Annotated in this window: 1 protein-coding gene; it reads right to left on the reverse strand. The window is 59.2% G+C overall.

What is annotated here, in order from left to right:
- Positions 1-380 precede the first annotated feature (380 nt).
- Positions 381-18,029 (reverse strand): non-ribosomal peptide synthase/polyketide synthase, encoded by a 17,649-nt coding sequence (locus PC358_RS26660; protein ID WP_050506090.1) that lies wholly within the window; start codon positions 18,027-18,029, stop codon positions 381-383.
- Positions 18,030-18,048 lie beyond the last annotated feature (19 nt).

Here is an 18,048-nt window from a genome sequence, read left to right on the forward strand (position 1 = left end):
GGGTCTGGCCATACTCTGCTGCTCTCCCCCCTCTCTGATCCTCTCGTCCTCTCTGTATCAATCCCTCCTGTTACTGTGTCGACTGTTCGAAAGGCCGCGCACTAAAATCCTCCCCACCAAGCGCCGCCTCACCTGAGCTTGCTTGCCATGCGATAGGACTTTAGTGACGTCAGGCTGCGGGGAGCTCACAGCAAGCGCTTAACGAGCGTGCCCGCGAAATTCATAAGACACTGTCCGTTCCATAGCCAATCACTCTGCTGTGCTAGTGGATTTCTCTCGTTTTTCGTGGTGCCTAAAAAGCGCATGGCCCCGAACCCGCAACCTCAAGGTGCGGGATCGGGGCCATGTCAATTGACGCTGGATAAATCAATCAACCTCGCTCAATCGATCATGGAGCCCTCCAACAACCACTGCGCCGCTAAGCCCTCAATTACGTCAGCATGCTTGAGAATGTCGTAATGCCCTGCAGCCACCGACTGACTTGTGCGAACAGTGATGTTCCATGCAGGCGTCACATGCCCCGCCCACCAGCATGTCGCACGAGCCTTGAGCCGAGGCAAGCTTGAAATGTTGAGCGACAACGCTTTCAAACGCATCGCCACCTCGAACGTATGAGCCAGTTCAGAGCTGTCGATATCGGCGTACATAGATTGCCCGAGCGGGTTAGAACGAATCTCCTCAATAAGCAGCTGCAGTGACGCGCCCCCCATGCCAGCGGGTACAGGTGGAACCTCCAGCGCGTCCTTGGAAACGCCCAGCAACACGCTGAGGAAGCCGTGCAAGTCATCGCTCCAATCCTCTGCCGTCTGATCATCAGTTGCTTGAGGAACAAAACTGTCCACCAGACCAAGCATTGCAACTGTCTCGCCTTGGATTTCCAGTTCCTGAGCCACCAATATTGCGAGCGTGCCACCCAATGACCAGCCTGCAAGTCGATACGGCCCTTCTGGCTGTTTCTGACGGATGTACTGCGCATAATCGATGGCCATCGCCTGAAGAGACTCGTCCTTCCACTGACGATCAAGCAACATACGGCACTGCACGCCATACACACTGCACACACCTTCTAGACGACGCGCCAGTGGCTCGTAGTCAAATACAGTGCCAAAGCCTGCATGCAGACAGAAAAGCGGCGTAGCCGTCTCAACACGAGCATTGAGTAACAGCACGGGGTCAAGATCCACCTCTACGCTTGAGTAGCCCGACAGCTCACCAATAGTCGGCTTTGCCATCACATCGCGTAGCTTCAGATCCAAATGCAGACCGACATGCGAGCGAACCTTGGACAGCATTTTCAACACCCGCAGAGAATCGCCACCCAGCTCGAAGAAGTTGTCATTGATGCCGATCTGATCAACGCTCAACACCTCTTGCCAGATCTGCGCCAAGGCCTGCTCTACGTTGTTGCGCGGAGGAAGGTGCATCCTATGGCCGACAAAGTCGGGCGCCGGCAACGCATTACGGTCAATCTTGCCGTTCGGTGTAAGCGGCATCGCCTCCAGTACCACAATCTGCGCGGGTACCATGTAGTCAGGTAGCTCGCACCGCAAAGCTTCACGAAGCTGCGTAGCAGTGGCTGCCTGAGCGCCACTTACCACATAGCCTACGAGTTGTTTGCCGATGGCGCCTTCACGCGCAACAACCACCGCGTCGCGGACATCCACCTGATTGCGCAGACGTGCTTCGATCTCGCCCGGTTCGATTCGGAAGCCACGTATTTTCAGTTGGTTGTCCAGGCGGCCAATGAAATCGATAACGCCATCGGCACGCCTGCGAACTCGGTCACCTGTACGATAAAGGCGTGCACCCACGGCGAACGGGTCCGCGACAAAGCGTTCGGAGGTGAGCGCCGCACGCTGGTGATAACCACGCGCCAGTCCATGGCCCCCAATATACAACTCGCCGGCCACACCATCAGGCAATGGGTTCAGGTTCTGGTCCAGGACGTGCAAGGTTCGCTCGCCGACCCGCTCACCGATCGGTGCATACACCGCCTGACAGGACTGTTCTGCCGACACTTTCCACAGCAAGGGTGTTACCACCGTTTCTGTCGGTCCGTAGCCATTGGTCAAGTACTGCGGACGCAATGTGCGTTTGACCAACTCGAACAAGGCATCTGGCACCGCATCGCCACCGAAACAGTAGATCCGAACAGGTGGTGTTGCTTGCTGTTGGGTTTCGCCGAACTCTGCCAACTGCTGGAGATAGGCCGGAGGGAAGCAAGCGATATCGATGCGTTGTGCATGCAACACTTGCCACGTCTCTTCAGCGGTCCAGAGGCGGTTTTCGCGAATGACCAGGCATCCACCCGACGTCAGCGTCGACAACCAACGCTCTTGAGCACCATCAAAAGCGAATGACATGAACAGCAACTCGCGCGTGCGTTCATCCATCTCGTAGAGTTTGGCAATGGCCAGGCAATGCATGCGGATCTGCCCATGGCTGACCGCCACGCCTTTTGGCTTACCGGTCGAACCGGAGGTGTAGATCAGGTAGGCAAGATTGTCATCTTGCACCTGCACCTGCGGCACGCTCGCCGTGAGGCCCACCGTGTCCAAAAGGTCCAGTTCTACACATTGCGCCACCTCGGTGAAGCGCTGACGCAAACCACTACTGGTCAGCAGCAAGTGCATTGCCGAATCTTCGACGATCCACTGCAGTCGATCCTGAGGGTAATCGATGTCCAGAGGCACATAAGCAGCACCGGTTTTCATCACTGCGAAGAAAGCGATGATCACTTCCACCGAGCGCTCCAGTGCAACACCCACCGTTGTTTCAGGTTTGGCACCCAACGCTATCAAGTAGTGGGCAAGACGGTTAGCGCGTTCCTCCAGTTCGCTGTAGGTCAGTTGCTGCTCGCCGCAGATCAGCGCCACTGCGTCAGGCTGTGCCTGAGCCTGCGCGCAGATGCGCTTGGCCAAAAGCGGCATGTCGACTGGGTTCGTGTGCAACTCGTTGCGCTGGCTGGCTTGCTTTATCTGGGCAGGGCTAAGCATGTCCAGGCTACCCACGGTAGCCTGCGGATTCGCCAGAATCGCGTTGAGCAAGCACTCGAAACTATCGCGAATCGCAGCAGTACCGGCCTCGCTGAAACTGTCGCGTAAGTACATGAATTCGACCGAGAAGGTATCAGTCAGGTGCACAGCCAGATCCATCGCATAGTTTGTGACATCGCGATCGTTGGCCTCACCAAATTGCAGAGCGTTGTTGCTGCTACTGTTCAAGCGCTCATCGATTGGGTAGTTCTCGAACACCAGAATGCTGTCGAACAATGCCTGGCCTGGGCGCCCGGCCCAACGCTGAACATTGGACAACGCCGCATGCTCATGATCGCGTAGTTCCAGGTTGTAGCTCTGCAGTTGCTGTAACCAGTCACAGACTCGCTGCTGGGCAGCAGGTGCTTGCACCACAGGCAAGGTATTGATGAACAAGCCCAGCATTTCGTCAGCACCTGGCAGGCTGGCTGGCCGACCAGCTACAGTGGCACCAAAGCATACTGCCTCTTGTCCGCTGTAGCGCTGCAACAGCAGCAGCCAAGCTGCCTGCACAAGCGTGTTGGGCGTCACACGTAGGCCTTGCGCTGTCAAGCGCAGCCGCTCCGTACGCTCTAAATCCCAATGCAAGTAAAGCGCCGCGTGCCCTGACAAGTCGGTGTCCGGCCTTGGTAATACTGCCTGGGCGAGCAGTGTCGGGCTTTCAATCTGGCTCACCTTGGCCGTCCAGAACGTCTCCAGTTCCTTCTGCGATTGTGCTTCAAGCCAACGAATGTATTCACCGAAGCGCCCAGCAGCCCCCACCAAGGCTTGGCCATGGTAAGCCTGGAACACTTCACCCAGCAGACGTGAATTGCTCCAACCGTCCATCAAAATATGGTGGCGCGTCCAGATCAGCTGCATCCGCTGATCGTCCAGCCTCACCAGTGTCACCCTCATCAATGGCGCCCGCAGCATGTCGAAATCTTGCGCCGCATCGCCATCTACCAGCACTTGCAGCGCGCTTTCGGCAGCATCCCGGTCCCGCCAATCGAGTACGCGTACAGGCAAGTCCACTTGTCGATGAACAATCTGCAGGGGGTGTCCCAACTGCGCAGACGACCAGAATCCGGTGCGCAGAATATCGTGACGCGCAATCACTTGATTCCACGCTTCAACGAATCGCTCGACTTCCAACCCTTCGACAGCGACCGAAGTCTGGTTTATGTAAAGCCCCGTTTCGCCACCCTGACCGCTGTAGAACAACATGCCCTGTTGCATCGGTGACAACGGATAGATGTCGGCTACTTGCGCCACAGGCACAGGCAGGCTGTCCATCTGTGCCTGTGTAAGGCCGGCCAGCGGGAAATCCGATGGGGTCGCGCCTTGATGCGGCTTCTGGGAGCAATGTGCGATCAGCGCTTTCAATTCCTCGGTATACGCATCTGCCAGCCCCTGGATGGTCGATTCATCGAACAGCTCGCGGCTATAGGACCAGGAAAGCTCCAGCGCCCCCCCGAACACTTGACCATTCAAAGTCAGCAGGCTACCTAGAGACGAGTTCGGGTCCTGCGTAGAGCCCGCATTTTCTTTGGCCGGCACGAATAACCCTGATGGCTCATCGAAGCTGCCGTCGAACTGTCCCAGATAGTTGAAGACGATTTCGCCCTGCGGTAATGCCGCCAGCGTCGCCGCGCATTCCTCGCCCCCAAGATAACGTAGCAGGCCGTAGCCCAGCCCCTTGTCTGGCACTGCGCGCAGTTGTTCCTTGATGGCCTTGATCGAGTTGTCGATTGTCAGCTGCGGGCTGAGACGGACCGGGTACATGCTGGTAAACCAGCCGACCGTACGGCTCAGGTCAACGTCGTCGAATATATCTTCGCGACCATGGCCTTCCAGGCGTACCAGCACGTTGGAGCGTCCAGTCCATCGTCCGACCACGCAGGCCAAGGCTGTTAGTAGAAGATCATTGATCTGCGTCCGGTAGGCTGCGGGTGCATCCTGCAACAGCTTTCGCGTCCACTCAGCATCGAGTCGACTGCTTACGCTGGTGGCACACTTGATCTGATTACTGCCTTGGGGGTGATCACAAGGAAGCGCATCGTCCACATTTCGCAACTGGTCTTGCCAATAATTCAATTGCTCTTGCAGTACGGGGGCTGTGGCATATGCCTGCAGACGCTCAGCCCATGCCTTGAACGAGCTGGTCTTCGCTGGCAGCGTCAGCGGCTGTCCGGTGCTTTGTGATTTATAGGCTTGCTGCAAGTCTTCTAACAGTATCCGCCACGACACGCCATCAACCACGAGGTGATGGATCACCAGAAGTATTCGCTGTGTAGCATCCGGCATTTCGATCAGCACTGCTCGCAATAACGGGCCTTGTGCCAGATCCAGACTGCGCTGGGCGTGCTCCAGTAATGGAGCAAGCTCTTGTGCCGTTTCCAGCCTGCGCACCCACACCAAATCCTGATCGGTGTCAGTGGCAAACTGCGCCTGCCAACTGCCCTGCTGTGATGCAAAACGCAGACGCAGCGCGTCATGATGCGTAAGCAATGTTCGCAACGAAGCTTCCAACCACTCGGCCATCACAGGCTCTCGGGTCTTGAGCAGCACCGATTGGTTCCAGTGGTGACGTGATGGAATGTCCTCCTCAAAGAACCACTGCAGGATGGGCGTCAACGCGTTAGACCCGGTGACAGGGCCTTGGTCGATCGATGTCCCCTCTTCACGGCGTGCGACAGCCGCCAGTTGGCGTACCGTCTGATGCTGGAACAACTCTTTTGCAGAGAATTGGATGCTGACCTGGCGGGCCCGACTTACAACCTGCAGGGAAATGATCGAGTCGCCCCCTAGCTCGAAGAAGTTATCGGTGACCCCAACTTTTTCGAGTTTGAGTACAGCCGCCCAGATATCCGCCAAGTTCTGCTCAATCTCATTACAGGGCGCCACGTATTGGTTGTGCAACTGGCTTTGATCGACGCTAGGCAGACGCTTGCGGTCAAGCTTCCCACTCGGCGTCATGGGCATCTTATCTAGCACTATGAGGTAGCTCGGAACCATGTAGTGCGGCAAGCTGCTCTTGAGCGACTCCCTTAACGCGTCGCGCAATGCAGGTTCATCGGGCGCACCCTCCGCTGGCACTACATAACCACACAGCTGTTTGCCGCCAGCATGATCCACGGCAATCACCGCCGCCTCGCGCACCTGTGGATGCGCTTGCAGATGTTGTTCGACCTCACCAAGCTCGATGCGGAAACCGCGTACCTTGACCTGATGGTCGGCGCGGCCACGATAGGCAAGTTCACCCTGCTCATCGAAATAACCCAGGTCACCCGTGCGGTACAACCGTGCGCCACCTTTTTCAGCCAGCGGGTCAGGGACGAACCGTTCGGCAGTCAGCGACGGGCGCTGGTGGTAACAGCGCGCCAGGCAGCCATCGCCACCGATGTACAACTCCCCCGGAACACCGATCGGTGTAGGCGACAGGCTGTCATCCAGCACCCGCATCACCCGCCCGCCAATTGCGCGACCAATCGGTACCCCGCTCTCCGGCAAGGGTGCTTGCGCCAGTCTCGAGCAGTCATAAGTCGTAGCAACCACAGTGGCCTCGGTCGGCCCATAAGTATTGAGCAGCCGCACATTCGCCGGGCCATCTGCCAGCCACGCCTGCAGACCATCTAGTGCGACAGCTTCACCACCGACATGGATCTGCTTCAACTGGCCATAGGCTTGCGGTTCACGTCGATCCAGCGCCAGCAGACGCCAGTAGGCCGCCGGTAAATCGGCCACCGTGACGCCATGACGTATGACCTGCTCGCTGAAGGTGTCGGTGTCCCAGAGCTGCTGATCACGCATCACCACGCACGCCCCACAGGACAATGGCGGGAAGAACTGCTCGATGAATCCGTCAAAGCTGAACGTGGCGAATTGGAGCACCCGGTCATCGGCAGTCAGCCGCGAGTAGCCGCTGGCGACCTCGCAGAAAACCGAGAGGGCATGATGAGGTATGGCCACGCCTTTAGGCATACCGGTGGAGCCGGAGGTGTAGATGACATAGGCCAGGCTGTCCGGCGTGACCGCGCATTGCAGGGGCGCGGCGCTGAATGTTTCCAACCACCGCGTTCCAGGTTCGAGGCCAACACAAGGCAGGTCGGCAGGAACCGGCAGTCGCTTCATGGACACTGCATCTGCCAACAGCAATCCAATACCGCTGTCCTTGATTAGATAGGCCAGGCGATCCTGCGGATACTCAGGGTCGAGCGGCACGTAGGCTGCTCCCGCCTTGTGAATGGCGATCAATGCGACGGCAAGCGCAAGGCCACGCTCCGCAGCGACCCCAACCAGGCTGTTGGCGGTAACCCCACGCGCGATCAGCAGGTGGGCCAAACGATTGGTTTGCACGTCCAGTTCACGGTAGCTCAGCTGCTGCTCACCGAATACCAGCGCCACAGCATTCGGCCGCTCATTGGCTTGCGCCTCGAAGCGTTGATGGGCACATTGGCCCGACAAGGCAATTGCCTCGCTGCGATTCCAGTCATCGAGAAGCAACTGGCGTTCGGCGCCCCCCAGGAGCGACAACTCTCCGATCGCTACGTTGGCATCTTCGACCAGTGCTCGCAGCAGGTTTGCGAAGTGCTCCGCCAGGCGCTCGACGGCAGCATCGCCCCAAGAGGCACGGGCATGGCTGTACTGAATCGACAGTGTTTCACCCATGGTAGCCGCCAGGGTGAGGGCATAGTTGGTCTGTTCCAGGTTGGCGACCTGCCCGAAGCGCAAGCCGTCTGGCGCACCCTCCTGCAAGGCTTGTGACACCGGGTAGTTCTCGAATACCAGGAGGCTGTCGAAAAGTGCTTCCCCCCCGAGGCCCGCCCACCGCTGAACAGCATTCAGCGGCGTATGTTCAAACTCGCGCAACGCCAGGTTGCACGCCTGCACCTGTGCAATCCACTCGGCTACAGTCTGCTCGCAACGCGGCGACCCGATTACCGGCAAGGTATTGATGAACAGACCGATCTGTTCCTCCACCCCTGGCAGGTCCGCCGGGCGCCCTGCCACTGTGGCGCCGAAGCAAACAGTGGACTGCCCGGTATAGCGTTGCAGCAACAGCAACCATGCCGATTGCACCAGGGTATTGACGGTAACCCGGTTGGCGCGAGCGAAGGCCTCGATGCGTTGGGTCTGCGCGGAGTCGAACACCTGATGGTATTCACCCTGGCCATGCAGCTCGCCAGCACCGTGACGTACCACTTGCGACAGTCGTGTCGGCTCTTCCAACGTGGACAGTTGAGCCTTCCAGAAGGTTTCAGCGGCCGTTGCATCCTGGCGCTGCAGCCAAGCGATGTAATCGCGATAGGGCGCCGTCAGCGCCGGTACATGTTGCCCTGCATATCGCTGCAGAACTTCACCCAGCAAGCGCGAGGTGCTCCAGCCGTCCATCAGAATGTGATGGTTGGTGTAGATCAAGTGATGACAATTGTCGTCCGTGCGCACCAGCGTAAGACGCTGCAACGGTACCTGGTCGAGCTCGAAGCCAGCTTGTCGCTCACTTTCAGCCAGCGTTTGCACGGCCTCCTGCAACGCCGGCTGGCCTCGCCAGTCATACTCGACGAGCGCTTGCACGACCTGCTTGTGCACCACCTGAACCGCCCGGTCCAGTTCGCCCTGCCAGACAAAGCCGGTCCGCAGGATGGCGTGAGTATCCACCGCCGCCTGCCAGGCCTGCTTGAAACGCTCCACATCCAAGCCGTGAACATCGACCCGCAGCTGGTTGATGTAGTCACCGGACTGCTGCTCGTACAAGGTATGGAACAACATGCCCTGCTGCATCGGCGATAGCGGATAGATATCGGCAATCTGCTCGGCAGGCAGCGGCAGGCTGTCGAGCTGCAACTGTGTAAGCTCGGCCAGCGGGAAGTCCGAAGGCGTCACTCCACGGTGCTCAAGCTCGCTGCAATGGGTAATCAGCGCCGTAAGCTCTTGCGCATAGTCGTCGGCAAGGCGCTGGATGGTGGACTCGTCGAACAGTGCCCGACTGAAGCTCCAACCCAGTTTCAGCTCACCGCCGTAAACCTGGCCATTCAGGGCCAACAGGCTGCCTAGCGGTGCATGCTCGTCCTGAGTGGCGCCAGCATATTCCTTCGCTGGGACGAACAAGCCCGACTGCTGGTCGAAGCTTGCGTCGAACTGCCCGAGGTAGTTGAACACAATCTCGCCACGCGGCAAAGCCGCTAAGGTCGCCTGCGCCTCCGGGCTGCCCAGGTAGCGCAACAGACCATGGCCGAGGCCTTTGTTAGGCACCGCTCGCAACTGCTCCTTGATGGTCTTGATCGAATCGACAAGGCTGGTTTTCGGGCTGAGTTTTACCGGGTACACGCTGGTAAACCAGCCCACGGTGCGACTCAGGTCGACGCCGTCGAAAAGGTCTTCACGTCCATGGCCCTCCAGACGCACCAGCACATCGGAGCGACCGGTCCAGCGGCCGATCACCCGTGCCAGCGCGGTCAGCAGCAGGTCATTGATCTGCGTACGATAGGCTGCCGGTGCTTCCTGCAGGAGTTGTCGCGTGAGTTCCCGGTCCAGACGGATACTGACCGACGCCGAGTCGCGCTCCAGGTTACTGCCGTGCGGATAATCACAGGGCAGCTCATCACTCGTCCCTTGCAACTGCGCCTGCCAGTAGCTCAGTTCTGATCGCAGGCTGTCGCTTGTGGCATAGCCTTGCAAATGCTCGACCCAGTTTTTGAATGAACTGGTCTTGGCCTGCAATTTCAGCGGATGGCCAGCTTGCTGCGCCTGGTAAGCCTGTTGCAGGTCCTCCAGCAGCACGCGCCAGGAGACGCCATCCACCACCAGATGGTGAATTACCAACAGCAGCCGTTGAGTTCCATCAGCCAACTCCGCCAGTACTGCCCGAAGCAACGGCCCCTGTTGAAGATCAAGGCTGCGCTGGGCTTCGACCGCCAGGTGCTGCAGAGCCTGCGCATCGTCGACCTTGCGGCACCAGAGTACTTCGCACATGGCATCGCTGAATGAACCCTGCCAACCATCATTGCCCTGTTCGAAGCGCAGACGCAACGCATCGTGATGCGCCACGACAGCCTGCAGAGCCTTGTTCAACGGCTCCGGCGCCAAGGTCTCGTGCGGCATCAGCAACACGGACTGGTTCCAATGATGACGCTGAGGAATATCAGCGTTGAAGAACCAATGCTGAATCGGCAACAGCGCAGTAGCGCCGATAACTGCCCCTTGGTCGATAGCTGTACTGGTCGAACGCTGCGCAACCGCAGCCAGTGCTTGCACAGTCTGATTCTGGAACAAATCTTTGGGCGTAAACTGAATGTCCTGCTGACGCGCACGGCTGACCACCTGCAATGACACGATGGAGTCGCCACCCAATTCAAAGAAGTTGTCGTTCAGACCGACCTTGTCCAGCCTCAGCACATCGGCCCAGATACCTGCTATCTGTTGCTCAAGCGCGCTCTGCGGGGCGACATATTCGCCCTGCAGCAGGCTCGCATCCGCTTGGGGCAAGGCCTTGCGGTCCAGCTTTCCATTGCCGGTCAACGGCAAGCTGGCGAGGAACAGCACATGAGCCGGTACCATGTATTCCGGCAAGCTCGCCTTGAGCGTTTCGCGCAAGGCATCGCGCAGTAAAGCCTGGGCTGTGAAACTTTCCAGGACCGCGCTATCGGCCGGCACCACGTAGCCCACCAACTGTTTGCCACTTGGGCCATCCTGGGCCAGTACCACGCCTTGGCGCACAGCAACCTGGTCTTGCAGACGTGCCTCGATTTCCCCCAGCTCAATTCGGAATCCGCGAATCTTCACCTGATGGTCAATCCGCCCCAGGTATTCGATCACCCCGTCGCCGCAGTAACGTGCCAAGTCGCCCGAACGATACAAGCGCCCTCCTTGGGTATCGAACGGGTTCGGCACGAAGCGTTCAGCGGTCAATGCCGGCCGACCGTGATAACCGCGAGCCAACCCGTCCTGACCGATCATCAACTCACCCTGGCTACCCGGTACGATCGGATTCAGAGCATCGTCGAGCAGGTACCAGGTCAGGTCGGGAATAGCCTCGCCAATCGGGCTGCTGCCGACATTTTTCAAGTCATCCCGGCAGATCGGGCGGTAGGTCACATGTACAGTGGTTTCGGTGATCCCATACATGTTGATCATGCGTGGGTGGGCATCACCAAACACCTCGAACCACGGTTTGAGGCTGCTCACATCCAGAGCCTCACCGCCAAACACAACGTGACGTAAAGCCAACTGATTGCCGGCCTGTGCTGCCTCGCAGGCGATCGGTATAAGTTGCTGGAACGCCGAAGGTGTCTGATTGAGCACCGTCACCTTCTCGCTTACCAGCAAGGCGTGGAAGTCCTGCGAAGAACGCGCCACATCCTGCGGGACAATGACGGCCTTGCCGCCATACAGCAATGCGCCATACAACTCCCAGACCGAGAAGTCGAAGGCATAGGAATGGAACACTGTCCACACGTCGCTAGCGTCGAACTGGAACCAATCCTGGGTTGCCGCGAACAAGCGCACCACGTTGTGGTGAGCGAGCAGTGCCCCTTTGGGCTTGCCAGTGGAACCCGAGGTATAGATCACATAGGCCAGGTTGTGTGGCGAAACAGCTACCTGCGGATTGGCTTCGCTGTAGTCGGCCAGCGATGCGTCGCCGAGGTTCACACAGTGGATGCCGGCAGGAATTGGCAAGGCTTCACGCAGGTGCCCCTGGGTCAGCAGCAGATCAATGCCGCTGTCTTCTAATAGGTAGCTCAGGCGATCCTGCGGGGATTGCGGGTCCAGCGGTACATAGGCGCCACCGGCCTTCAGGATGCCCAGCAAACCTACGACCATCTCCAGGCTGCGTTCGACAGCAATGCCCACCAGACTGTCCGGGCCTACGCCAAGCTCACGTAGCTTGTGCGCCAGCTGGTTGGCGCGACGGTTCAATTCATCATAGCTCAGCGTCTGTTCGCCAAAGCTCAGCGCGGGCGCATGTGGTGAGGCTTCGACCTGGGCCTCGATCAATTGATGAAGCGTACGATCACTTGGGAAACTCTTCTGGCTGTGGTTCCAGTCCTTTATGACCAGAGCTTGCTCCTGCGCCCCCATCAACGGCAGGTCGCCGATTACTCGTGTTGCATCAAGGACCAAGGCATGCAAAAGATTCTGGAAGTGTTCCGCTACCTGGCAGATGGCAGGGTTGGCCCATAGTGCTTGATCATAGCTGTACTGAATCGAGAGCGTCGAACCGAGGTTAACCAGCACGGTAAGCGGGTAGTTGGTCTGTTCGCGATTCGCGACTTCACCAAAACGCAGCCCCTGAGGTGCTCCCTGCTGCAGGGCTTCGGATACTGGGTAGTTTTCGAACACCAAGACGTTATCGAACAGGGACTCACCGCCCAGCCCAACCCACCGTTGCACTTCGTTCAACGGTGTATGTTCGTATTCACGCACTGCGAGGTTGCCCGCCTGGACCTGAGAAATCCAATCCGCGACGGTTTGCTCAGCACGCGGTGTGCCCACCACAGGAAGGGTGTTGATGAATAGACCGATCTGCTCTTCCACGCCTGGCAGGTCTGCGGGGCGACCTGCCACAGTCGCGCCGAAAGCCACGCTAGCCTGACCAGTGTAGCGCTGTAATAGCAGCAGCCATGCCGACTGCACAAGCGTGTTTACCGTGACCCGATTGGCCCGGGCAAAGGCTTCGATCGACAAAGTCTGTGCACGATCGAACACTTGGTGATGGGCGTCATACCCAGAAGCGCTCGCTGGTGGGGACATTCGTGTTGCCCGGAGCAGGCGAGTGGGTTCCTGCAGCTCGGCCAGTTGAGCCTTCCAGAAGGTTTCGGCAGCGCCAGCGTCCTGGCGCTTCAACCAGGCAATATAGTCGCGATAGTGCATCGTCTGGGCCGGCAGATGGTGGCCAACATAGCGCTGGAGCACTTCACCCAACAGACGCGAGGTACTCCATCCATCCATCAGGATGTGATGATGGGTGCATATTAGGTGATGTCGATTTTCAGCTGTCCTTACCAGCACCAGGCGCAGCAAAGGTGCTGCATCCAACACAAAACCGCGCTGTCGCTCGCGTTCGGCCAATGCCTCAAGTGCATGATCTTCTGTCGCTTGATTACGCCAGTCATGTTCTTTGAACGGCAGCTCGACATGCTTGTGCACGATCTGCACCGCTTGGTCCAGATCCCCCTGCCAGACGAAACTGGTTCGCAGAATATCGTGCGCACCCAGTGCCCCCAGCCAGGCCTGCCTGAAACGCTCCACGTCCAAGCCGTCCACGTCCACCCGTAGCTGGTTAATGTAGTTGCCGGCCGCCTGCTCATACAGTGTATGGAACAACATGCCCTGCTGCATGGGTGCCAACGGGTAGATATCGGCGATGTCGGCAGCGGGTACGGGCAGGCTATCCAGTTGAGCCTGGCTCAAGCACGCCAGAGGGAAATCCGACGGGGTAATCCCACGATTCGTTCTCTGGCAGCAATGAGTGATGAGCGCCTTGAGTTCCTCGGCGTACTCATCAGCCAACCGCTGAATGGTCGACTCGTTGAACAGTTCCCGGCTGAAAGTCCACCCCATCTTCAGCTCGCCAGCGTAAACCTGCCCGTTCAATGCCAACAGGCTACCCAATGGCGCATCGTCGCTTTGATTGGCCCCGCCGTACTCCTTGGCAGGCGTGAAGACGCTGCCTTCTTCCTGGAAACTGCCGTCGAATTGCCCCAGGTAGTTGAAGACAATTTCGCCCTGCGGCAGGTTATCCAGAACCTGCCGACTGTCATCGCTGCCAAGATAGCGCAGCAGCCCGTAACCAATACCTTTGTTGGGTACTGCCCGCAGTTGTTCCTTGATGACTTTGATCGAGCTATCCAGTTGCGCCTGAGCGCTCAGGCTCACCGGATAGATACTGGTGAACCAGCCCACGGTGCGTGTCAGGTCCAGGTCGTCGAACACGTCCTCGCGGCCATGTCCTTCAAGGCGTACCAGCACGTTGGAGCGCCCGGTCCAACGTGCTACCACCCGCGCCAGCGCTGCAAGCAGCAGGTCGTTGATCTGGGTACGGTAGGCCATGGGCGCTTCATGCAGAAGCTTGCGGGTCCACTCCGCGTCCAGATGGGTGCTCGCATAGGCGGCGTGACTTACTTGATTGCCACCTTGCTGATGATCACGAGGCAAATCATCGTCAGCATGTTGCAGTTGTGCGTGCCAGTAGGTCAGCTCCTGGGCCAGATCGGCACTCTTGGCATAAGCCTGCAAACGTTCGGCCCACGCCTTGTAGGCGCTGGTCTTGGCAGGCAGTTCGGCAGGCTGGCCGGCCGAGGCTGCCAGGTAGGCCTGCTGCAGGTCCTCCAGCAGCACGCGCCATGACACACCGTCAACGACCAGGTGATGGACGACCAATAGCAGTCGCTGTTCACCCTGCGGCAGCGTGCCCAGTAGCACCCGCACCAACGGGCCGCCGAGCGCGAAACTGCGCTGCGCCTCACCGGCTGCGTGCAAAAGCGAGTCCATGTCGCTAAACGAGCGATCCCACAGGATGCCCTGCGTATCGACCTCATTGAACGTGCCTTGCCACTGTCCGTCTGCCTGATCGAAACCAAGGCGCAGGGCGTCATGCTGCTGCAGTACGCGTTGCAGCGCCGTAGCCAGATGCTGCGGATCAATGCTCACGCTTGGTGCCAGCAGCACCGACTGGTTCCAGTGGTGAGGTTGCGCCATCGCCTGATCGAAGAACCAGTGCTGAACCGGAGTCAGCGGCGTGGTGCCGGTAACTGCCCCCTGGTCGATGACAACGTTGTCCGCACACCGGGCAACCGAAGCCAAACCTTGTACGGTCTGGTATTGGAACAGTTGCTTGGGCGTGAAGTGGATGCCCGCCTGGCGCGCACGGCTGACCACCTGCAAGGAAATGATCGAGTCGCCACCGAGTTCGAAGAAGTTGTCGGTAAGCCCTACCTTGTCCAGTTTCAACACGCCGGCCCAGACAGCCGCAATATCCCGCTCCAGTTCAGTACGAGGTTCAAGGTATTCCACTTGGAACAGGCTGATATCGGGCTGCGGTAGTGCCTTGCGATCCAGCTTGCCATTCGGGGTCAGCGGCAGCGCCTCAAGGAATACCAACTGCGCTGGCACCATGTACTCCGGCAGGGTTTGCTTGAGCTGGCCACGCAGCGCATCGCGCAGCGCTGATTGCCGCGCGAGAGTGGCCATCACGGTCTCGTCGGCCGGTACCACATAACCTACCAGCTGTTTGCCAGTTGGGCCGTCCTGAGCCAACAGGACCGCTTCGCGGACAGCCTCCTGAGCCTGCAGACGTGACTCGATCTCCCCCAGTTCGATACGGAACCCGCGGATCTTCACCTGATGATCGATGCGACCTGCGTACTCGATCAGCCCATTGTCCTGATAACGGGCAAGGTCCCCGGTGCGGTACATCCTGCCGCCGCCCTGCTCATCGAACGGATCAGGAATGAAGCGTTCGGCCGTCAACCCAGGGCGGCCGAGATAACCCCGTGCCAACCCAGCACCGGCCATGTACAACTCACCGTTTACCCCTACCGGTACCGGCGCTACGGCCTCACTCAGCAGATAAACCGCACTGTTGGCAATCGGCCGGCCGATGTTCGCCCTGCCATTGGCGCAACGCAGGGTAAAGGTGGAGTAGGTGGTGTCCTCGGAGGGGCCGTACAGGTCATAAACCTGCTGCACATGCCCGGTCGCATACAACTCGTCGACCAGCGACTGCTTCAGCGCCTCTCCAGCAAGGTTGATGGTGCGCACGGTCGCCGGCAGTTCGCCGGTCTCAAGCAGCATCTTGATCGCCGATGGCACGGTGTTGACCAGACGCACCCGGTCTTTGGCCGCCAGGTGCGGCAGCTCGAGGGCGTTGGCAGCGAGCACCGCGTAGCCTCCAGCCGACAGCGTGACGAACAGCTCCCACACCGACAGGTCGAAACAGATCGAAGTAGATGCCAGCACACCACACAGGTCCTGTTGGCTATAGACCGTCAGCGCCCAGCCAATCAGCGCCGTTACGTTGCGATGCTCGATCAACACGCCCTTGGGTTTGCCCGTGGACCCGGAGGTGTAGATGCTGTAGGCCAGATTGCCCGGTTCGGTCATGCAGACCGGATCGGTTACCGGGTAGCCCTCCAGCGACAACTGATCGAGCAACAAGGTCCGGGCATGAAACGCTTCAGGCATGCGCGCAAGCAGGTGCGACTGGGACAGCAGCAAGATCGACTGGCTGTCCTCAAGCATGTACTCGATACGGTCCTGCGGGTACTCAGGGTCGAGCGGCAGATAGGCGCCACCCGCCTTCAGGATCGCCAGCAGGCCAACCACCATTTCGGGGCTGCGCTCCATGGCGATGCCCACCAGCACATCCGGCCCCACCCCCTGCTCGCGAAGTCTGTGTGCCAACTGGTTGGCCCGTTGATTCAACGCCGTATAGCTCAGCACCTGCTCGCCGAACAGCAATGCCGGCGCATCGGGTGACACCTTGACCTGGGCCTCGAACAACTGGTGCAGGCTGCGTTCGGCAGGGTAATCGGCTTGGGTACTGTTCCAGTCTTTGATGACCAACTGCTGTTCGTGCGGGCTCAGCATTGCCAAGCCAGCAACAGGCTGGTGCGGCTGCCCTGCGATGCTGACGAGCAAGTTCAACCAGTGCCCTGCCATGCGCTCGACGGTGGCCGTATCGAACAGATCGGTCGCATACGTCAACGCCGCGCTGATACCGGCTTCGTGCTCGAACGTGTCCAGTGCCAGGTCGAACTTGGCCACGTGGCTGTCCGAGGCGATCTCTTCCATCACCAGGCCAGGCAGGTTGCGCCCTGCGCCCTTTTTGGTCTCGGTCTGGTGGTTGTACATCACCTGGAACAATGGGCTGTGGCTGAGGCTGCGCTCTGGCTGCAAGGCCTCGACCAGTTGTTCGAACGGCAAGTCCTGGTGCGCCTGTGCGCCCAATGCACGTTTCCTGACCTGCTCCAGCAGCTCGGTAAAGGTGGTGCTCAGTTCGAATTCGGCACGCAGTACCTGGGTATTGACGAAGAAGCCCGCCAGGCGCTCCGTCTCGGCACGGTTGCGGTTGGCGATCGGCACACCCACGCGGATATCCGCCTGCCCGGAGTAACGGTGCAACAGCGTTTGAAAGCTGGCGAGCAACAGCATGAAGGGTGTCACGCCCTGCTGCTGTGCCAATTGCTTGAGCGAACCGACCAGTTCCCCGCCCAACGGGATTTCCAGCCGTGCGCCTTGCTGGCTGTAGACCGCCGGGCGCGGGCGATCAGTCGGCAGCTCCAGCACCGGCTGCTGGTCCCCCAACTGCTCTTTCCAGTAGGCCAGTTGCCGGTCCTGTTCACCGGCCTGCATCCAGGCCCGCTGCCAGATGGCATAGTCGGCGTACTGGATCGCCAGCGTCGGCAACAGCACGTCGCGGCCTTGGCTGTAGCCCTCATAGAGCCTGACCAGGTCATCCACCATCACCGGCAAGGACCATCCGTCCGCCACGATGTGGTGCAACGTCAGTGTGAGCACGTGCTCTTGCGCCCCCAACTGCAGCAGCCTGGCCCGCATCAGCGGCCCATGCTCCAGATCGAAGGGTTGCTGGGCCTCATCTTCCAGGCTGGCACAAACACCGCTCGGCGCTGTGGCCTCGACAGCCTCCACAACCAGCTCGAACGGCATGTGCGGATGAATGACCTGTACGGTCTGCTCACCCTCCAACCGGAAGGTAGTGCGCAACGTTTCGTGGCGGGCGATCAACGACTCGAAGCTGCGCTGCAAAGCGGCGATATCCAGCGCACCGGTAAACTTCAAGGCAGCGGGAATGTTGTAGGCAGAACTTTGCGGCTCAAGCTGCCACAGAAACCACTGCCGCTGCTGAGCGAAGGAAAGCGGAACTTGGTCGAAATCACCACGGCTTTGTGGGATCGGCAACTGCGCAAGGCTCATGCCTTTCGATGCGAGCTTTTCAAGAAACAGCTTGCGCTGCGGCAGGGGCAGGCCAATGAAGCGTTTTACCAGTTCCATGTTTCTGTTATCCGTTTGC

The organism is Pseudomonas capeferrum, assembly GCF_000731675.1.
Lineage (GTDB): Bacteria > Pseudomonadota > Gammaproteobacteria > Pseudomonadales > Pseudomonadaceae > Aquipseudomonas > Aquipseudomonas capeferrum.